18 protein-coding genes are annotated in these 18,550 nt (G+C 62.7%); 9 read left to right on the top strand and 9 right to left on the bottom strand.

The features are described from left to right. Window positions 1–82: 82 nt before the first annotated feature. The gene (locus VPH47_RS01195) at window positions 83–1,582 is read right to left on the bottom strand and encodes a YifB family Mg chelatase-like AAA ATPase (protein ID WP_368849948.1); all 1,500 of its coding nucleotides are present in this window, start codon (window positions 1,580–1,582) and stop codon (window positions 83–85) included. A 234-nt stretch (window positions 1,583–1,816) separates the two neighbouring features. On the opposite strand from VPH47_RS01195, the gene VPH47_RS01200 reads away from it, so the two are divergent. The 3 genes from VPH47_RS01200 (at window position 1,817) to VPH47_RS01210 (ending at window position 6,117) form a co-directional block, all read left to right on the top strand. Continuing rightward, window positions 1,817–2,632, top strand: a complete 816-nt coding sequence (locus tag VPH47_RS01200) for a hypothetical protein (protein WP_368849949.1) — start codon at window positions 1,817–1,819, stop codon at window positions 2,630–2,632. Window positions 2,633–3,283: 651 nt separating this feature from the next. After that, entirely contained in the window at window positions 3,284–4,795 is a 1,512-nt protein-coding gene (locus VPH47_RS01205) for a serine hydrolase domain-containing protein (protein ID WP_368849950.1), read from the top strand. A gap of 716 nt (window positions 4,796–5,511) precedes the next feature. Next, complete coding sequence (locus VPH47_RS01210) at window positions 5,512–6,117, top strand: hypothetical protein (RefSeq protein WP_368849951.1); 606 nt, start codon at window positions 5,512–5,514, stop codon at window positions 6,115–6,117. Window positions 6,118–6,228: 111 nt separating this feature from the next. Here VPH47_RS01210 and VPH47_RS01215 read toward each other — a convergent pair whose 3' ends face one another. Together VPH47_RS01215 and VPH47_RS01220 are read right to left on the bottom strand one after the other, a co-directional pair. Further along, entirely contained in the window at window positions 6,229–6,753 is a 525-nt protein-coding gene (locus tag VPH47_RS01215; RefSeq protein WP_368849952.1) for a cold-shock protein, read from the bottom strand. A gap of 48 nt (window positions 6,754–6,801) precedes the next feature. Next, a complete protein-coding gene (locus tag VPH47_RS01220) occupies window positions 6,802–7,158 on the bottom strand; it encodes a hypothetical protein (protein WP_368849953.1) in 357 nt (118 codons plus the stop codon). 644 nt (window positions 7,159–7,802) lie between these two features. Between VPH47_RS01220 and VPH47_RS01225 the strand changes: the two genes are divergently transcribed. Both VPH47_RS01225 and VPH47_RS01230 read left to right on the top strand, forming a co-directional pair. After that, window positions 7,803–8,405, top strand: coding sequence for a DUF998 domain-containing protein (locus VPH47_RS01225; protein WP_368849954.1), 603 nt, complete (start codon window positions 7,803–7,805; stop codon window positions 8,403–8,405). Between the two features lie 55 nt (window positions 8,406–8,460). Further along, window positions 8,461–8,826: a hypothetical protein gene (locus VPH47_RS01230; protein ID WP_368849955.1), complete on the top strand. Its 366-nt coding sequence runs from the start codon at window positions 8,461–8,463 to the stop codon at window positions 8,824–8,826. Window positions 8,827–9,060: 234 nt separating this feature from the next. On the opposite strand, the gene VPH47_RS01235 is transcribed toward VPH47_RS01230, so the two are convergent. From VPH47_RS01235 to VPH47_RS01250, 4 genes are all read right to left on the bottom strand, one after another. Continuing rightward, window positions 9,061–10,068 (bottom strand): hypothetical protein, encoded by a 1,008-nt coding sequence (locus VPH47_RS01235; protein WP_368849956.1) that lies wholly within the window; start codon window positions 10,066–10,068, stop codon window positions 9,061–9,063. A gap of 220 nt (window positions 10,069–10,288) precedes the next feature. Beyond that, a complete protein-coding gene (locus tag VPH47_RS01240) occupies window positions 10,289–11,116 on the bottom strand; it encodes a hypothetical protein (protein ID WP_368849957.1) in 828 nt (275 codons plus the stop codon). A gap of 505 nt (window positions 11,117–11,621) precedes the next feature. Continuing rightward, window positions 11,622–12,056, bottom strand: coding sequence for an NAD(+)--rifampin ADP-ribosyltransferase (arr, locus tag VPH47_RS01245; RefSeq protein WP_005411376.1), 435 nt, complete (start codon window positions 12,054–12,056; stop codon window positions 11,622–11,624). Between the two features lie 126 nt (window positions 12,057–12,182). Then, the gene (locus tag VPH47_RS01250; RefSeq protein WP_005411375.1) at window positions 12,183–12,434 is read right to left on the bottom strand and encodes an accessory factor UbiK family protein; all 252 of its coding nucleotides are present in this window, start codon (window positions 12,432–12,434) and stop codon (window positions 12,183–12,185) included. 155 nt (window positions 12,435–12,589) lie between these two features. Here VPH47_RS01250 and VPH47_RS01255 point away from each other — a divergent pair, with 155 nt between their 5' ends. After that, on the top strand, window positions 12,590–12,928 hold the full coding sequence (locus VPH47_RS01255) for a P-II family nitrogen regulator (RefSeq protein WP_005411374.1): 339 nt from the start codon (window positions 12,590–12,592) through the stop codon (window positions 12,926–12,928). A gap of 133 nt (window positions 12,929–13,061) precedes the next feature. Here VPH47_RS01255 and VPH47_RS01260 read toward each other — a convergent pair whose 3' ends face one another. After that, on the bottom strand, window positions 13,062–13,721 hold the full coding sequence (locus VPH47_RS01260; RefSeq protein WP_197612474.1) for an RIO1 family regulatory kinase/ATPase: 660 nt from the start codon (window positions 13,719–13,721) through the stop codon (window positions 13,062–13,064). A gap of 435 nt (window positions 13,722–14,156) precedes the next feature. On the opposite strand from VPH47_RS01260, the gene VPH47_RS01265 reads away from it, so the two are divergent. Next, complete coding sequence (locus VPH47_RS01265) at window positions 14,157–15,062, top strand: aspartyl/asparaginyl beta-hydroxylase domain-containing protein (protein ID WP_024957655.1); 906 nt, start codon at window positions 14,157–14,159, stop codon at window positions 15,060–15,062. 160 nt (window positions 15,063–15,222) lie between these two features. Here VPH47_RS01265 and speE read toward each other — a convergent pair whose 3' ends face one another. Continuing rightward, window positions 15,223–16,077: a polyamine aminopropyltransferase gene (gene speE / locus VPH47_RS01270; RefSeq protein WP_049400802.1), complete on the bottom strand. Its 855-nt coding sequence runs from the start codon at window positions 16,075–16,077 to the stop codon at window positions 15,223–15,225. 191 nt (window positions 16,078–16,268) lie between these two features. On the opposite strand from speE, the gene speA reads away from it, so the two are divergent. Together speA and VPH47_RS01280 are read left to right on the top strand one after the other, a co-directional pair. Further along, window positions 16,269–18,158 (top strand): arginine decarboxylase, encoded by a 1,890-nt coding sequence (speA, locus tag VPH47_RS01275; RefSeq protein WP_012512349.1) that lies wholly within the window; start codon window positions 16,269–16,271, stop codon window positions 18,156–18,158. 43 nt (window positions 18,159–18,201) lie between these two features. Next, complete coding sequence (locus tag VPH47_RS01280; RefSeq protein WP_005411369.1) at window positions 18,202–18,522, top strand: DUF6122 family protein; 321 nt, start codon at window positions 18,202–18,204, stop codon at window positions 18,520–18,522. Window positions 18,523–18,550: the final 28 nt, after the last annotated feature.

Here is an 18,550-nt window from a genome sequence, read left to right on the forward strand (position 1 = left end):
TAGAGTCGACTGCTAGTCGACTGCTCTTCGCGCGCGAGTCGACCAACGGTGACTCAACCAACGACCACTCCGAACGGTGCTCCTAGGGCTTTCCCCGATCCAACTGCCGGTACCCGATCGCTTCAGCCAGATGCGCCGTCTGGATCACCTCGCAACCTGCAAGATCAGCAATCGTCCGCGCCACGCGCAGAATCCGGTGCATCGCCCGTGCGGAAAGCTGCAGACGTTCAATCGCCTGCTCCAGCAGATCCTGATCGGCCTCGCTCAGTTTCGTGCAGGCCCGCAGCGCCGCCGGTGGCAGATGGGCATTCAGCCCGCCACGCGCCTGCTGCCGGGCATGGGCGGCTTCCACCCGTGCACGTACCGCAGCACTGGGCTCACCCAGCGGCGTGCTTTCCCGTAGCTCCACCGCGTCCATGCGCGCCACGTTGATGTGCAGGTCGATGCGGTCCAGTAGCGGGCCGGAGACGCGCGCACGGTAGCGGTTGATGCGCTCATCGCTGCACAGGCAGCGGTTGCTGCGGTCGCCGGCCCAGCCACACGGGCAAGGGTTCATCGCTGCTACCAGTTGGAACCGCGCGGGATACTGCACGCTGCGCGCCGCGCGGGCGATGCGGATGTGGCCGGACTCCAGTGGCTCGCGCAGGGTCTCCAACGCACTTCGATTCCACTCCGGAAGCTCGTCCAGGAACAGTACGCCGTGATGGGCCAGCGAGATCTCACCGGGGCAGGGCGGATTGCCGCCACCCACCAGCGCTGCCGCGCTCGCACTGTGGTGGGGAGAACGGAACGGCCGTTGCCGCCAGCGCCGCGGATCCAGCCCCTCACCACTCACCGAGGCAATCGCGGCCAGCTGCAGCGCCTCGGCTTCCTCGGTATCCGGTAGCAGGCTGGGCAGGCGCGAAGCCAACAGCGTCTTGCCGCAGCCAGGGCTACCGATCAGCAATAGATGATGCCCACCCGCAGCGGCGACCTCCAATGCACGCCGCGCATGCGCCTGCCCGCGCACGTCGGCCAGATCCGGCAGCGGCAGTGGCGTCGTGTCCACGCGCTCTACGGGCAGCAACAAGCGCGGATTGCCCAGCCCGGCACAGCACTCCAGTAGCGTTCGGGCCACACGCACGTCAGCGTGCTCGGCCAGCGCCGCCTCGGCGGCGTTGCCCGGCGGCACCACCAGGATGCGTCCGGCTTCGGCCGCCGCAATCGCCGCCGGCAGCGCGCCGGCCACCGGGCGCAGTTCACCGGTCAGGCCAAGTTCGCCCAGGAACTCGTACTGCAGCAGCGACTGCGGATCGACCTGGCCGCTGGCCGCCAGAATGCCCAGTGCAATGGCCAGGTCGTAACGCCCACCTTCCTTGGGCAGGTCGGCGGGCGCAAGGTTCAGGGTGATGCGCCGCTGCGGAAAGTCGAAGCGTGCACAGAGCAGGGCGGCACGCACGCGCTCGCGTGACTCGCGCACGCTGGTCTCGGCCAGGCCGACAATCTGGGTGGCGGGCAGGCCGCCAGAGAGGTGCACTTCCACCCGCACCAGCGGGGCATCGACCCCGGCGCGGGCACGGCTATGGACCAGCGCCAGGCTCATGTGTGGGTTCCTGCAGAAGGGCGCTTGATGGTGCAGCAGGTGTTCCGCAGAGTGCCATCGGAGAATGCCGGTGAAATGGCTAGGAAGTTCGGCCCGATAATCCACGGTGTGCTCCACCAGGAGAACGAGATTACCCTTGGTTGCTCAAACTTCAAACGCTAGAGGCATATCAGCTCGGTCTTGCCGCTTATCCATCCTTCCCCAAGCAACCAGGCCTTTAAGGTGAATTTATTCATGAACATAGAGTATCGCTTCACCTTTCGCTGGACCGCTGAGCGCGCGCTAAAGCTCGAGCAGATCGGCGCCACTGTTGATCCGCCATCTGACTTCAGTGGGGAGTGCATTATTGGTGTCGTCCATTCGGCGGAAGGGGCTCCAGAATGGGCGGGTGTTTCCTCGCTGATCAGGGACTGGGGCGGCTCCTTTCTTGTAACGACGGATTTTTCGGCCACAGAGATTGCCGCTGCTGATTACTGTGAGCTGCAGGTTACGCATGCAAATGGGTATCCTCAGCCGGAAGACGATTTTGGGTTTCGGGTGCAAACCTACGACACTTCGAAATACTGTGACGAGTGCGGAGCCTGGGCTGTCCAGAATGCGCCTTTCCGTGTGCGGAAGTCATTGAAGTGGGGGCGTAACGCGTTCCTCAAACTGTTCTGGGTTGAAGATGCGATCTTCATGCATAAGGACGTTTGGCAAGTGGATTTTGCTCCACTTGGCATTGAGACGTGGCCGGTTGAGGACCCCAAGGGAAATGTTCTTGATCACATCGTGCAGCTACGTGCTGACACGAGCGTGGCGTTGCAGATGGATGAGGGCGTGGGGGGGCGCTGTCCGAAATGCGGGCGTGTTCGCTACACAGGCCCAGAGCGAGGGTTCCTGCCAGCGCCAGTTGGCAATCCAGACCTTCCCATCTTCCGCAGCGAGCAGTTCTTTGGAGCAGGCCACCAGTCTTCCAATGTCATTCTCATCAGGCGGGATGTGGTCGCGGTGATTCAGTCAGCCAAACTGAGGGGAGCCAAGCTGTGGCCTTGTGCCGCGCCAGAATAGGTTCCAGGGGGTTCTACAGACAAGGCGTACAACAGGGCAGTAGCGGAAAGGAGCGAGCTGAAATGCAGTGCATTCGAGTACTGATGGCCCTCTCGCTCGCCATGGGCCTGTCGGGGTGCCGGGATGAGGTGGAGAGTTCAACGTATCCCATTGGCCAGACGGGATAGACGTGCACAGCCTACAAGGGCTTCGACCGCCAGCCGCCTGAAGTAGTTGTGGCCGAGCTTGCCAAGCGAGGGTTGGATAGCCGCCGTTTGGTGCATAGGACAGTCTGCGGCCCGATCACCAGTTGGGACATTCTGCCCGCAGGGGCGTCGATCGACCGAATACCTCCACCAGATGCATATGTAAACGTCCGCCTGCGGGAGGGCGGCTCGGTTTCCGTCAGCACAGACCGCCCATGACGTTGGCGCCGCCCTTGAAGATCGAGCATCGGGCGAACAGACAAAAATAGGGATGGGCTCGCAGGCGGGGCGAGTGGCGCCCAGTCATCGCCATGGACTCGCCCCAATACCGTGGCAGAATCGGCGCTGGCCGGCCCCGTGCCCTTCTACGGCGCCAGGCAGACCCACAACGCGACGCAGTGCCCGCCGCCGTCAGTGCCCAGGAGATCCCGTGCGATATTCGATACGACTCGCGGTTGCATGCGTGATGTCCGTGGCGGCATCCGGCTACGCAGGCATTCCCGATGCAGCGGCGCAGGAAACCTACTGGCCGACGCAGGAATGGCGTCATTCCTCCCCGGAAGCGCAAGGGATGGATTCGGGGGTGCTGGCCAACGCCTTCGACTACGTGCGCGAGCACCAGACGCCCATCCACAGCCTGACCATCATCCGCAACGGCTATGTGGTGGTGGATGCCTATTTCTGGCCGTTCCAGAAAGGGCAGTACCACGATGTTGCGTCGGTGACGAAGAGTGTCACCACCACGCTGGCGGGCATCGCGATCGGCAAGCACGCGCTGGAACTGCACCAGCCGCTGACGTCGGTCTTCAGCGCCCAGGGCATCGCGAATCTGGACGAGCGGAAGAAGCGCGTGACCCTCGAGCATCTGATGACGATGTCCTCGGGCTTGGACTGCGACGCCAGCCAGGGCGAAATCACGCTGTCGCGGATGAGGCAGAGCCGCGACTGGAGCCGGTTCATGCTGGACCTGCCGATGCGCGACGAGCCCGGGAGCCATTTCGAATACTGCTCCGGCGGCATGCATCTGCTCTCTGCGGCAATCACCAAGGCGACGGGCCAGAGTGCGTTCGACTTCGCCCGTCGCGAGTTGTTTGGCCCACTCGGCATCAACCATGCGGCTTGGCCAGCCGATGGCCACGGGGTTTCGTATGGATGGGGCGATCTGCACCTTGAGCCCCTGGACATGGCGAAGCTGGGCTACCTCTGGTTGAACGATGGCCGTTGGGAAGGCCGGCAACTCGTCCCGGCAGCATGGATGCGTGCTGCGGTCCGGCCGCAGGCACAGCTGGAAGCTAGCGACGAGCAGTACGGGTACGGTCTTTGGCTGCAGCCGAACAGGAAGCCGTCGCTGTTCGAGGCCAATGGCCGCGGTGGCCAACGGATCAGCGTAAGCCCAGAGAAGAATATCGTCGTCGTGTTCACCGGCGGGACGTTCGAACCCGGCGATATCGGCGCCTTCATTCTTGCGTCGCTCACGTCTGACCAGCCCTTGCCGGAGAATCCGGCGGCGGTGGCGCGATTGGCGGCCGCGGTGAGCGACGCGGCAAGACCGCCCCCGCCGGTATCGTTCATGCCGCCACTGGCACGCACGGTGTCAGGCAAACGGTACGTGCTGTCGGAGAACCCGCTTGGCGCGAAGTCGCTGATGCTCACGTTTTCGGGTGCAGAAGTGGCGCAGCTTCAGCTTGAATTGAACAGCCGCCACGAGCCATCCCGGCCGGTTGGGTTGGATGGCACTCCGCGCGTGTCGAGCAACGGCAATTTTGGTTTGCCCGTAGCGGTAGGTGGCAGGTGGGAGAGCAGCAACACCTTTGTCTTCGACTACAACGAGATCGGAAACATCAACGCGCTCCGGTTCCGGCTGAGGTTCTCGGGTGACGACATCGTTGTGGACCTGAGCGAGCGATCGCAGGTGATTCAACCTACGCGATTCCGCGGCACGTCGGGTAACCGGGCGGCGCCTGCGCAGGTTCACTGATGGCGGGCTGGCATGGAGAAAGGGAGATAAGAGGAGTGGTAATGATTCCTGTATCGTTCTCGAGTGCTACCCGATACGGGGCCGATTCTCGGACGCGGAGCGGTTCCATACGTGCTGCTGTATGCGTCGCCCTCGCTGTTTGGCTTGGTCTGGTAGGCCCGGTGAGTGCGAGTAGCGACGACGGTGATGGTCACAGGATCGAGGCTGGTTCTGCTTCGACCTCGGCCATTCGCCAAGCGAGGGGATGCGATCTTGATGTTGGTCACGTGGATGTGGACCGGCATGTCGTCCAGCGGGTTCGCGAGCTGAAAGCACAGCCGAATGCGGATCAAAGGGCCCTGGCCATGAGAGCCTTGCTTGAATGTCTGTCGAGTCTCGGGAAACGACAGCTTGATGTAGCCAGTCCTTCCGGCGTGCAAGAGATCGCCTCTCTGCTGAAGGTGGATGGAGATGTGGGCCGGTTCTACGCCTCCAGGATGCTGGCGATCCTGGGGTGTCGATCTCGTCCAGTGCTGCCTCTTCTGCATGATGCGCTGGACAAGACGGCGCCCATTGAATCCAATCTCGGCCCGATGGTCCTGTCGCCAGCAGTGAGTCCTCGCGAAGAAGTCGCAAGGGCGATCAGAGCGATTGAAACTGCGCACCCGTGTAGAACGTAGTGGGAGTGATATGTTGGCGTCGTCTGCTGGGCCTTGTTTCTTTTGAGAGATCAACGCATGAGCGAACGTATCACCGCCTCGCAGTTGATGGATAGGCTGATGTCCGATCCGGAGTTCGTACGGCGTGAGCAGGAAAGAGAAGCACAACGAATGAAAGCCGCCGGGATCCTCGCGGAAGCGGAGGCCGGACTGGTCCGGGAGCTTCGTGGAGCCGGAGTGAATGTCGATTCCGTATGGGACCTTGTGGGCTGGAAGGGCGACAACGACGCGGCCCTGCGTGTACTTCTCGCGCACGCACCGATCCCCTACCCAGAGCGCGTTCGCGAAGGAATTCTGCGTGCCTTGGCCACACCTGGCGCGCGAACGTGGTGGCCACACCTGGTTGAATTGTATGAAAGTGACACGCTGGCGCTACCGCCACAGTTCGACTATCTGACCGCTGGCGTCCTGTCCGCTGCAGCTGACGACACCGTCATTGATGATGTCATCAGGCTGGCGAGTGATCCCAATGCTGGCTTCAAGCGTGTGCTACTGCTGTTCGCCCTGAAGAAGTCCCGCAACCCCAGGGCGAAGATGCTGCTGAACGAGCTGCGATCCGACCCTGTGATAGGCAAGGAAGTAAAGCGGATGCGGCGGTTGGAGCGACTACAAGGCAAGGTGTGATGGCTTGTGGGAAGTGCAGCCGGCTGATTCTTGTTGGTGGACCAACACAGAGGAAGGAATCGTGGCTGGTGCGGCTGGACGAGCAGAAGTTGATCCCAGTCCGAGGGGCCATCACAGTCTGCTGGCGAAGCGGCCACGGGGATTCTGACGGGCGCTGAGCTGGCCCCCAAAGTGACACCGCTGCTCATCAGGCACCAACCCAGTGAAAGGCCCAAACCGCGCCTCAACCCACGAAGGCCCCGCACTTTCCACCAGCAGCGTTCCTTGGCTCTGGTGCAGATCCAGCCAACGCTCGAAGCTGATGCGCAGACGCTCGATATCCGGCGCCCGCCAGCGGGCATCGGCAGGCATGCGGATCAGCACGCGCGAGGGCGCGTTCTCCACGTCCATCACCAGAACGCCCTTGCACCGGATCTCGAAGGACGTCGCCCCGACATGGCGCGCGTACAGTTCAAAGCCCTCATCAGTCTTCGCGGCCACGAAACCGAGCGCCTCGCTGTGCAGCATCCGATAATCGGCTGGCCGCAGCTTCTGGTAGGCCCACACCTGGTCGCCCGCGGGCTCGGGCCACCCCATCCACACCGCCACCGTGATCGCGGCGCATACCGCCGCTGCAGCAAGACCGTGCTTCTTCATTCGTCACCCCCACACCCAGGCAGAACGGTAGGCACCGCACGCGGGCGCTCAGTCCTTGGGACGCATCCGCTCGTGGATGAAGGCCGTGAGTGCCATATCAGCCATCACCAGCCCCTCCATCACCCGGTCGCCCACGTACTGCTCGGGCCCACCGTTCTGGCGGGTGCGTTCGGCTGCCAGCAGGATTTCCTGCACGATGCGCTGGCCGGTTGCCGCGCAGTCAGCGTCGGACATCGCCATCTGTCGGCTGCGCAACAGGTGGCGCTCGGGCCAGGGCTGACCGTCGGCCGCAGCACCGGCACCGATGGCGTGCAGGATGGCGATGAGGCTGTTGGGGTCCAGCGCAGGCGCGGGTGACGGCGCTTCCTGGATCGGGCGCGGGGGAGGGGAGTGCAGTGTAGTCATGGCGGGCTCCGTGCATGCAGGCGGAAGCCGCCACCGATAAAGGTGGCGGGCAGAGCGTGGCTCGAAAACCGGATGTTGGGAACCGGCGGGTACAAGACCCCCACGCCCCGCCCGCCATAGCCGGCAGACGGATTGCCAGCCGGCACCACGCGCGGTGGTGCCGGCTGGCAAGCGCAAACTACTTCCCAACAAAACGGGCTTTCGAGTCCCGACCACCGATGCACGGTGGCGCAGTAACGATTACCTGCTGTTGTTCGGAATGCCAACGGGTAGGGGTCAATGCCGCCAAAACCCGAGACGCTTTTGGCATTGTCGCATAGCACCGGAAGAGGCGAGAGCCTTGGCGTGCTAGGCGGAACGGCACTTCTGGAACGGAGTCGTCAGAACCTTCGGCCAGAGATGCCAGGCGCGGCAAATGCGACAGCACTCGCCCATTGGGCATGTGTGATCGCTCATGCAACCGAACCGCTGCGACACCGGCTGGATGGTTTAAATGACTACCTGCCTATTGAACCTACCGAGTGCCGCGCGCAACCTGACTACCGCTGTAGTCAATCAAGGCCGTCCTGCTCGCAGCAGCAAGGTTCTGCAGCGTTCGAATGGATTCCACCCACTGGCTCAGGCCAATACAAGGATCACTGCACGTGCAACGCCGCAGCCGACTGCTTCTCTGCGCGGGTCTGGTCCCGCTTCCGTGGTTCCTGTTCTGGACCAGCGTTGCCGCCGTGTTCGCGCCGGGCTACAACTCGCTTGCACAGCACGCCAGCGAACTGCTGCAGGCGCCAACGATCGCAAGCGTTTGCGCTAGGATCGCCGCCATCGGCTCCGGCATGGGCTTCGTGGCGTTTGCCATCGGGGTATGGCGGGAATCCGGGCGCCGCATTGCATTGGGTGCCATCTGCTGGATGATCTTTGGCGTCTCGATGCTGACCAACGGCCTCTGGCCCATGGGTCATCCGATGCACGGCTTATACACCATCGGTATCGCAAACATCATTGCACCGGCGATGTCGCACATCGAATTGAGCGCGTGGTCTTCCAACCGAAGGGCGTACGCCGTGACCGCTTTGGTGAGCATCGCGGGCATCGTCTATCTCTGGTTGAACGTGGTTGGGGCGGATCCGGAGGGGTACAGGGGGCTGACCCAGCGCGTGTTCTCATCGATCAACTCGCTGTGGCCATTCCTGGTTGCGCTGTACTTGGTGCGCAGGGCTTCGGGCGAAGCGAAGACGCGTCCAGTGCTTTGATGGGCGGGCGGGACAGGGCATGGATGGCCGTTGAGTGGCTGGAGCCGAGAAAGGGATGAAGATCTTTCGCCGTCAGCTGATCTACGTTCAAGTGCACCAGGACCATTTTATTGCGCGCTTGGTCGGTGGAGACAGGACCATCCGCCGCCAGTGTCACGCCCTTGGCAATCGCGCGGGTCCGATCAGTGACTTTTCGAATATCCGGCCCCTGCTCAAGGCGATCTTCTCGGAACTCATGCCTGGGTTCTCTCTCGTTAAGCCGTGGGGGATTCTGCACTTTGACCCGGTTGAGTACCCGATCACGAAAGAAGAACTGGCCGGGTTTCAGAAGGCTGCCATGCAAAGTGGTGTGAGCTTCTGTTTTCTCTCCACGTGGGAGCAACGGCATGAAGACAAGGATCTGTTGGAGATATTCAAGTAGGGGCGGCCCGATACTTTGTTCTAGGTCAAGCAGATTCGTGGTTGGGCCTGTTCGAGGCACTGCGAGAGTCCGCTCTTGGCCGAGAGCGGACTTTGCCCAGTGGGTAGGGCAGGGGGCTATCTAATTCGGGGATTACGGATGTTTATCGGAGTTAGGGCATGTGATGCCATCGCCGAACGGTGTGGGACTTGGAGCTCTAATCTCCTTTGGACGACCTCGGCACCATAAGCATAATCAGCCGGATTCCGGATTCGCGCCGCTAAAATGGTAGATCGCCTTGACCGCTGACGCGGAAAGCGTGGGCTGAGCGTTATTCAAGTCGCGTGGCATCTTGTTCGAACCGGCCTCAGTGCCAGCCATTCGCATCGCTTCGAGGGCCTCCCGAGCGGCCGTCGGTAGATTATTCCACCAACTGGGCCGCATTATCAGATTCTCTTGATCCTCGAAACCAGCGTGCATGGCGGCGTTGGCTTTCTGGTCGTCGGCAAGTGCTTGGAAGGAGCGCACATAGCGCTCAGCAGGGCCATCCGGTTCGCCAATCCAAGCCAAAACAAGTAGCGTCATACCGTTCCAAGGCGTCAAAGTAGCGCAGAGTAATTCGAATGAGGCATCGCCGTGACCCAAGCGTTGCAGTGGTACGCCACGGAAATCGTACTCTGGATAGAACGCGCCGGAGTAAGCTAGGGGAAGAAGCTCGGAGAATAGCCATCCCGCAGCATGAAACCCAAAATAATTCCCGCTGTGATACATCCGATCCAGACGATTCTTCATTGCAGTAAGGTCTGCTGCTGATCGAGTCGATCCGACTTGCATGGCAAGGATGCGGCGCTGGAAGCGTGCCTGCGCCCAAAGAGGGAAACCTGCGTCCAGTCTACGATAGCGTGCCACACGCTCAAGAGCGATGGCTTTACGATGGCGGGAGTACGCCAACGCACGGAACGCAAAGAGGTAGAGCGCAGTCAAATCAATGTGTCGCTGCCTTGCTTCCACCGGCGCGAAAAGAGTGCCGTCATGAGCTTTGCAGAAACCCTCGAACGTGGACGCGACGCGAATTCCCTTGGGCACTTTATGTAGCACGCCATCGTCCAGCAAAAGCTCCATCACGTGGTCTGCTTCGGCTAGCGCGCTTAATCCACCCCTCATTTGAATGGTGTGTGCCCTAATGATTTTTCCGCATCCATTGGGCGCATCCGGATGCGCGCAGATGCGAGGTAACGTTAAGCGTTTGATTTCCTCCTTCACAGCCTCCTGGTGCTGCAGCTTTGCGTGCTCACGGTTTCGATGGCATGCCCCGAACGGCTGATTCGAGCGACACCAGCATGGGGCGCCGGCCACAATGCGGGCATTCGGTCGGAGTCGGGGGAGCGGCATTGGCGCTGACGTGAGGGAGGGGTGATCCGGCATGTGATGATCTGGACGCTTTATCGGGGTTAGGGAGGTCCGTGGCTACTAGACGCGAAGATCAAGCTTTCGAAACCCTTGGCTTTCGCCTCCCAGGGCCTTGCACTACGATTGGCTCCCAGCTTTTATCAGCATCGACGTAGCGGAACTCCTCGTCCACTTCTGCCTGAGTATAGAATGGCGATGTCATGTAGAAGACGCTGTAGAAACTATCCCAGTCTGGATGCCGATAGCCTTTCATGTCTGCATAGACGCCTTCAATAGCTGCCCTCATTTCAGACTTTTTGTCGATGAATTTGAACTCGACAGCCGAGCGAAGTGATCGCACCGTCAGGTCAATTCGATATCCCGTCAGCCGCTTGGCAACGGGCGTCTCACGCATCGCGTCATTGAAAGCGAACCCACAAACTTCAAGCACAGCATTCCGAACGTCCGCCTCATTCTTTGGGGGCGTGCTGCGAGCAGCTGCGATCTTACCCGAGCTGTGTAGAATGGTTCGGAGTACGTCCTGGGCCGTTACGGCACGGGCGGAAGTCAACGCTTTGAGCGGATCAAAGCAACTTTGGGCCTTTGAGAGCGCCGCGCTATGAATGTCGCCCTCGTTAGTACGATCGGTTCGCGAAAGGAAGTCCTTGTCCGCTCGCGCTGCAACGACCTCCTTGGCGATGGTAGTAATTCCCAGGCGTTCAGAAAGGGCCGCAATTGAGCGGTACGCGCGGTCAATATAGTAGACCATCGTCTGCTCAGCAGTCTGGTAGCGGTCATCCTCCGGATCATCATTATTGGCGGCGCCGATCCTTATTAGATTGTCAACCTCGTCAAGTGCCGTCTCAGCGCGTTCAAGCTCTTTCGCTATGCTCTCAGCCAGCAACCAATCCTCTCTTCCCATGCCAACACCGTGCACCCTAAAGTTGGTGGTGAGCGTAGCAAAGATTCGGGAGATTTATCGGGGGTAGGGAAGGGGGGGCGACCCGAAGCGAACATCTAGACTTAGAACGTACGGTCTAGAGCAGGAGCTCAGTAGTCTGCTTGATTTGCTGTATCGGAATCTCCGTCTTGACGTTCGGGGCGCCGCGTATCCGATTCAGGTTCTCGACCTGAAAACGTCTGTACGCATCGAGGCATGCCACGGCGTCCTCAAGCACTGAGTCGCAGTCACCTGCATGAGTTAGCAGTCCAATACCTACGGGAACCGCGCGACCGTCCAATGAAACGGCTGACCGTGTCTTCTTCCTGACCGTAGGGCCAGGCTCTGGCGAACTCGGTGAATCCCGCGCCTGCTAGGACCGGATCGAGCAATGTGCCGTAGCCGCTGATCACGCCCGACTCCACGAGCGGATCACGTTATCGTCGCATGGATCTTCCGTCGGCCAAAGCACGGATCTTTCCTTCCCTCAATTGATGATCTCCCCACTCCCCGAAGCAACAAACGCCTTCAACTGCCGAATAAACTCCGCGTCGTAGAGCTCCCACTCCGCAATCTCCCCAACCACCCGCAACGGCTGCGCACTCCGATACGACCGCGTCGGGTTCCCGGGAAACTTCTTGTTGGTCACATTCGGGTCGTCCTCGAACGGCCCGGTCGGCTCCACCACATACACGCGCGGTCGCCCTTCACCCCGGGCCATCTCCGCAGCCAACCCGGCGCCCTTGGCGATCGTGGTGAAGTAGATGTGGTTCATCACCACACTGTCGCGATAGTTGGAGCGGAAGCCCGCGCTCAGCAGCTCGCCCACCGCCAGGTCAGCGCGGGTGCCGTGATAGAACGGCCCGGCGACCTGGTCGCAGGTGTCATGCGAAACGGGCGTCCAATCGGTGTCCTGCGCCATCACTGCTGCCCCTCTCTGTGCTGCCGGATCGACAGGCCGGCGAGTCTAGGGCGCCCGCAGGGCCTTGCTGCAAGGCCCCATCCGGGAAATAATCTGTAAACGGGAGGCGCGGTGCGCCTCCTTTTTTCATTCTGCGGCGCCGCGCCCTTCCAGCTCGCGCACGGCCGTTTCCAGCGCATCCAGCTTTTCGCGGGTCTTCAGCAGCACGGCGCGCTGCACTTCGAACTCCTCGCGGGTGACCAGGTCGAGCTTGGCAAGGCCGGCCTGCAGCGCGCTCTTGAAGGTGGCCTGCAGTTCCTCGCGCGATTCGCGCAGGCCCGGCGGCACCAGGTCGCTGAGGCGACGGGCGAGGTCATCGATTTGGTTCAGGTCGATCATGGGGTGCTCCGTGGGGGTGGGCCCGTGCATCCGGCGCGAGCAGGCCATTCGGGCACAAGGATACTGCTGGCACCCACTGCCCGGACAGGCGGCAGCGGCTTCGCACGGGCCGCGTTCAGGCGCTATCCTCCACGCCGGAAGACAGGAGATAGACGATGAAGATGGTCATGGCGGTGATCAAGCCGTTCAAGCTCGACGACGTGCGCGAAGCGCTGGCCGAGCGTGGGGTTACCGGGATCACGGTGACGGAAGTGAAGGGCTTTGGTCGCCAGAAGGGCCATACCGAGCTGTACCGCGGCGCGGAGTATGTGGTCGATTTCCTACCGAAGGTGAAGCTGGAAGTGGCAGTGACCGATGACCAGGTTGAGGCGGTGGTTGAGGCCATCGTGAAGGCCGCCGGCACCGGGAAGATTGGTGACGGCAAGGTGTTTGTGTACGACCTGGGCAGCGTGGTGCGTATTCGTACCGGGGAACTGGACGCGGACGCGTTGTAACCCGTTCGGCGGGATGTTGTAGAGCCGAGCCGATGCTCGGCTGCATTTCGCGCGATGCAGGAAGAGCAGTCGAGCATGGCTCGACTCTACATAAGAGCGGTCGAGCAAGCTCGACCCCTACCAAAGCAAAGCACTACCGGCGCTTGGCCCACTTGTAGAACCGCTTCCAGCCCTGCCGCACGGCGGCGACCCAACCCGGGTCGGCCACCAGCGCAGCTTGCGCGGCACTCGGCGCCTGGCCGGTCACGCGCTGGCGGATCTTCAACAGGTTCTTCATGTCGCTGCGGCGCATCTGCCGGCTCAGCGGGCCGCGGCGCAGCCAGCGGGGTACGCGCCAGGCGGAGGTGAAGTCCAGCAGCACCGGCACGCCGCCACTGACCACCACGTTGGTGCCATGCAGGTCGTTGTGGGTGATGCCGGCGGCATGCAGGCGGCTGAGCGCGTGCTGCAGCTGCTCGAACACGTCGTTGCCGACCGCCTGCGCGGTGCTCAGGGTCTGGCCAGGAATGAATTCCATGCCAAGTGCGAGGCCGCCGAGGGTGCCGAGCAGCGCGGGGGCATGCTTCCAGCCGCCGAGGCGTTGCAGCATGCGTGCTTCACGGCGAACCATCAGCCGCGCGATCAGCGAAACGGGAGTGCCGCGGTAGCGGGAATAGTCCTTGATGACCGCCTCGCGCCCGTCCAGGCAGGTGCGGTAGACGTCGGGGGCCAGGAAGCGTTCGCCGCGCTTGAGCAGCAGCGGGGCGGCGGCGTCATCGCCGCAGGAGGAGGGGGGAGGTGCAGGGAGATACATGTCGGGGTCTCGGACGACCCGGTGGGTGGCGCAAAGCGTCAAGCGAACCGGTATTACAGGGAGTTACTAAGCTTTCGTTAATTTTAGTACTCGCCAGTTCGCTATTCCACGATTTGTCGGAGAAATGTCGGGGCCGTGGCTGGAACAGTTCGTCGCGCTGAATCGGACAATTATGTCTCACTTGTGGAAAGGGGGCTTGCGAATCAAGCAGTTGTGGCTTCATCCCGCCCATTCATTCGCGTTCCGCTGAACGCGACGCACGTCCGGCTTGACCCCGGCGCACGCCCTGCCGACCATAAGCTGTTAACCCGCGACATCGGCGGCCGCCCCCTCCGGCACGTCCCCGTCCCCTGCCGCGTTCCCAACCGGTGCTGGCCGCCAGGCCGTGCATCGCCCCGTTTCCCGTTCCGGCCGCGGCTGGAGGAAAGTGCTTTGATCATCAAAATCGTCATTGCAGCGCTGTTCGTGGCCTGCGTGCTGTACATCCACTTCCGTGGCAAGGTCCGCGCGCGCTGGTCGCGCCAGCTGCTGGACCACTCCAGTTTCATGGCCCCGATCAACGTGGTCATGTACATGTTCTCGAAGGTGCCGACCACGCCGTTCCTGGACCCGGCCAAGGAGTTCCCGCAGCTGGAGCCGCTGCGCCAGAATTGGCAGATGATCCGCGATGAGGCGCTGGCGCTGCGCGATGCGCAGAAGATCGCCGCCTCCAGCACGTTCAACGACGCCGGCTTCAATTCGTTCTTCCGCCGTGGCTGGAAGCGCTTCTACCTGAAGTGGTACGGCCCGTCGCATCCGTCGGCGAAGGCGATGTGCCCCAAGACCACCGCGTTGCTCGAGTCGCTGCCGGATGTACGCGCGGCGATGTTCGCGCAGCTGCCGTCGGGCAGTGAACTGCGCCCGCACCGCGACCCGTTCGCCGGTTCGCTGCGCCTGCACCTGGGCCTGGCCACGCCCAACAATGACGGCTGCTACATCGAAGTGGACGGCATCAAGAAGAGCTGGCGCGACGGCGAGTGGATGATGTTCGACGAGACCTACATCCACCACGCGCACAACGAGACGCCGGATGACCGCGTGATCCTGTTCTGCGACATCGCCCGCCCGCTGCGCTTCGGCCTGCCGGGGCTGTTCAACCGCGCGGTGGCGGCCACGCTGCTGGCTGGTGGTGCCTCGCCGAACCTGCCGGGTGACCCGACCGGTGGCGTCAACAAGGCATTCGGCAGCGTCTACAAGGTGCGCCTGAAGGCCAAGGCACTGCGCGAGCGCAGCGTGGTGGCCTACCAGCTGATCAAGTGGGGCCTGGTGGTGGCGGTGATCGCCGGTATCTGGGCGCTTTGATCGTTACATGAGGTTGCCGGCCAGCGGCCGGCACTACCGCAACATGAAAAAACCCGCGCTGTCGCCAGCGCGGGTTTTTCTTTTGCATGGGTGGGTGCCGACCGTTGGCCGGCACGCCTCAACCCCGGTAGGTGCCAACCTTGGTTGGCACGCTTTCCGATCAACCCTTCAGTGCCGCCTGCACGAACGGCGGGGTCACCAGCACGCCGGTGTGCAGCGCGGCGGTGTAGTACAGGGTGTTGAAGGTCTTGGCGGCCGAGTCGGCCTGGCGGAAGTCGAAGCTGCTGTCGCCCTTGCGCGCCATGGTCACGCTCCACCAGCCGGTGGGGTAGCACGGCTGCGGGAACGGCAGGGTCTTGAACGAGCCGAAGCCGGCCTTGCCCATCTCGGTGCGCATTTCGTTGATCAGGTCCAGCTGCATCAGCGGCGACTCGGACTGCTGCACCAGGATGCCGTCGTCCTTCAGGGCCTTGAAGCAGCTCTCGTAGAAGGCCTTGTTGAACAGGCCTTCGCCCGGGCCGACCGGGTCGGTGGAATCGACGATCACCACGTCCACGCTGCCGGCCGGGCAGTTGGCCATGTAGGCCACGCCGTCGTCGAACAGCAGCTCGGCGCGGGCGTCGTCGTTGGAGTCGCACAGTTCCGGGAAGTGCTTGCGCGCCATCACCGTGACCTGCTCGTCGATATCGCACTGGGTCACGCTCTCCACGCCGGTGTGCTTGAGCACTTCGCGCAGGGTGCCGCAGTCGCCGCCACCGATGATCACCACGCGCTTGGGCGCGGCGTGGGTGAACAGCACCGGGTGGCTGATCATCTCGTGGTAGAAGAAGTTGTCCTTGCTGGTCAGCATGATGGCCCCGTCGATGGTCATCAGGTTGCCCCAGTCGGTGGTCTGGAAGATCTCGATCTTCTGGAACGGCGACTGCACCTCGTCCAGCTTGCCGGTGATGCGGTAGCCGATGGCCGAGCCGGTGCGCTCGAAGTGTTCGATGTACCAGTTGTTGCTGTCAGTCATTGGAAAACAGTCCTGTTCGGAGGGGTGGAGCCGGGCTGGCGGGCGGGGCCGCGTGGCACAGATGCCACATCCGGACGGATCGGCCCGTTCAGGTTGAAACCTGTCACGGGCGCGGGCGCGCATGATAACGAACCTGTGGGCATATAGGCGTTATCATGCCCCCCCTTTTATTGCCAACAAGGCCGACTGAAATGACCGATTGGTCCCTCGACCAAGCCCGCAAGACCTACTCGATCCCGCATTGGGCGGACGGTTACTTCGACGTGGATCAGGCCGGGCACATGGTGGTGAGACCGACCGGGGCGGACGGCCCGGTGGTGTCGCTGCCCAAGGTGGTGGACGCGGCCCGTGCGGCCGGCGCCAAGCTGCCGTTGCTGGTGCGCTTCCCGGACATCCTCGGCCAGCGCCTGGGCAAGCTGCAGGCGGCCTTCGGCCAGGCCCAGCAGGACTGGGAGTACAGCGGCGGCTACACCGCCGTGTACCCGATCAAGGTCAACCAGACCCGCGGCGTGGCCGGCACCCTGGCCAGCCACCACGGCGAAGGCTTCGGCCTGGAAGCGGGCAGCAAGCCCGAGCTGATGGCCGTGCTGGCGCTGTCGCGCCCGGGTGGCCTGATCGTCTGCAACGGCTACAAGGACCGCGAGTACATCCGCTTGGCCCTGATCGGCCGCAAGCTGGGCCTGCAGACCTTCATCGTCATCGAGAAGCCGTCCGAGCTGAAGCTGGTGCTGGAAGAGTCCAAGGCGCTGGACGTGAAGCCGGGCCTGGGCGTGCGCATGCGCCTGGCCTCGCTGGGCGCCGGCAAGTGGCAGAACAGCGGTGGCGACAAGGCCAAGTTCGGCCTGTCGCCGCGCCAGCTGCTGGACCTGTGGAAGTCGCTGCGTGACACCGAGTACGCCGACTGCCTGAACCTGCTGCACTTCCACATGGGCTCGCAGATCTCCAACGTGCGCGACATCGCCAACGGCATGCGCGAAGCCACCCGCTACTTCGTGGAGCTGTCGCGCCTGGGCGCGAAGATCACCCACGTCGATGTGGGCGGTGGCCTGGGCGTGGATTACGAAGGCACCCGTTCGCGCAGCTTCTGCTCGATCAACTATGGCCTGCATTCCTACGCCAGCAACATCGTGCAGCCGCTGGCCAATGCCTGCGAAGAGTTCGGCCTGACCCCGCCGCGCATCGTCACCGAGTGCGGCCGCGCGATGACCGCGCACCACGCGGTGCTGATCGCCAATGTGTCGGAAGTGGAAGAAGCGCAGGAAGGCCGCGTGCCGGACCAGCACGACGACGAACCGGCGGCGATCCGCCACCTGCGCGAGATCCACGACGAGCTGGACGTGCGCCCGGCGGTGGAGCTGTTCCAGGAAGCACAGCACTTCCACGCCGAAGGCCTGGCCAGCTACGCGCTGGGCCAGATCGACCTGCCGCAGCGTGCGCGCATCGACGATCTGTTCTACGCCATCGCCCACGGCGTGCGTGCGCGCCTGAGCTATGACGAGAAGAGCCATCGCCCGGTGCTGGACGAACTGAACGAGCGCCTGGTCGACAAGTATTTCGTCAACTTCAGCGTGTTCGAATCGATCCCGGACGTGTGGGCGATCGACCAGGTGTTCCCGATCGTGCCGATCGAGCGCCTGGACGAAACCCCGGACCGTCGCGGCATCATCGCCGACATGACCTGCGACTCGGACGGCATGGTGGAAACCTATGTCGAGAACGAGAGCCTGGACAGCTCGCTGCCGCTGCACAAGATGAAGCCGGGCGAGAGCTACCGCATCGGCTTCTTCATGGTCGGCGCCTACCAGGAAATCCTGGGCGACATCCACAACCTGTTCGGCGATACCGACGCGGTGGAAGTGCTGGCCGATGCCGATGGCTATGCCATCACCCAGCAGCGCCGTGGCGACACCACCGACGTGATGCTGGATTACGTGGGTTACCGCCTGGACGAACTGCGTGCGACCTATGCGCAGCGCGTGGCCGAGGCACAGCTGTCGCCGGAACGTGCGCAGGAGCTGTCGGAGGCGCTGGAAGCCGGCCTGACCGGTTACACCTACCTGTCCGACGAACCGCTGGTGTGAGGTCAACGGGAACGCCGGGCATGGCCCGGCGCTACCGGCCCCGATGAGCGCGCGCGCGATCTTCCACCTGTTCCTGCATGCCGCCGTGCCAGCCCTGCTGGCATGGCTGTTCTGGCGCAAGCGCTTCGCCTCGGCGTGGTTGCTGATGCTGCTGGGTTGGATCATCGATCTGGATCATCTGCTGGCCGATCCGATCTATGCGCCGAACCGCTGCAGCATCGGGTTCCATCCGCTGCACACTGCACCGGCGATTGCGGTCTATGCGGGCCTGTGCGTGCCGAAGAAAACGCGGTTGTTCGGCATTGGTTTGATCATCCACATCGTGCTGGACGCGATTGACTGCTGGTGGATGCATCACCGTTGATGGGACGCGCCGAGCCGAGCATGGGCTT

Origin of the sequence: Stenotrophomonas sp. WED208 (assembly GCF_040984485.1) — a bacterium.
GTDB classification, from domain to species: domain Bacteria; phylum Pseudomonadota; class Gammaproteobacteria; order Xanthomonadales; family Xanthomonadaceae; genus Stenotrophomonas; species Stenotrophomonas riyadhensis.

Coding starts and splice junctions, on each gene's coding strand:
- VPH47_RS01255 (WP_005411374.1), top strand. CDS start 12,590: ATGAAGATGGTCATGGCGGTGATCAAGCCGTTCAAGCTCGACGACGTG.
- speA (WP_012512349.1), top strand. CDS start 16,269: ATGACCGATTGGTCCCTCGACCAAGCCCGCAAGACCTACTCGATCCCG.
- VPH47_RS01260 (WP_197612474.1), bottom strand. CDS start 13,721: ATGTATCTCCCTGCACCTCCCCCCTCCTCCTGCGGCGATGACGCCGCC.
- VPH47_RS01280 (WP_005411369.1), top strand. CDS start 18,202: ATGAGCGCGCGCGCGATCTTCCACCTGTTCCTGCATGCCGCCGTGCCA.
- VPH47_RS01195 (WP_368849948.1), bottom strand. CDS start 1,582: ATGAGCCTGGCGCTGGTCCATAGCCGTGCCCGCGCCGGGGTCGATGCC.
- VPH47_RS01240 (WP_368849957.1), bottom strand. CDS start 11,116: ATGGGAAGAGAGGATTGGTTGCTGGCTGAGAGCATAGCGAAAGAGCTT.
- arr (WP_005411376.1), bottom strand. CDS start 12,056: ATGGCGCAGGACACCGATTGGACGCCCGTTTCGCATGACACCTGCGAC.
- VPH47_RS01215 (WP_368849952.1), bottom strand. CDS start 6,753: ATGAAGAAGCACGGTCTTGCTGCAGCGGCGGTATGCGCCGCGATCACG.
- speE (WP_049400802.1), bottom strand. CDS start 16,077: ATGACTGACAGCAACAACTGGTACATCGAACACTTCGAGCGCACCGGC.
- VPH47_RS01200 (WP_368849949.1), top strand. CDS start 1,817: ATGAACATAGAGTATCGCTTCACCTTTCGCTGGACCGCTGAGCGCGCG.
- VPH47_RS01250 (WP_005411375.1), bottom strand. CDS start 12,434: ATGATCGACCTGAACCAAATCGATGACCTCGCCCGTCGCCTCAGCGAC.
- VPH47_RS01210 (WP_368849951.1), top strand. CDS start 5,512: ATGAGCGAACGTATCACCGCCTCGCAGTTGATGGATAGGCTGATGTCC.
- VPH47_RS01205 (WP_368849950.1), top strand. CDS start 3,284: ATGTCCGTGGCGGCATCCGGCTACGCAGGCATTCCCGATGCAGCGGCG.
- VPH47_RS01230 (WP_368849955.1), top strand. CDS start 8,461: ATGAAGATCTTTCGCCGTCAGCTGATCTACGTTCAAGTGCACCAGGAC.
- VPH47_RS01220 (WP_368849953.1), bottom strand. CDS start 7,158: ATGACTACACTGCACTCCCCTCCCCCGCGCCCGATCCAGGAAGCGCCG.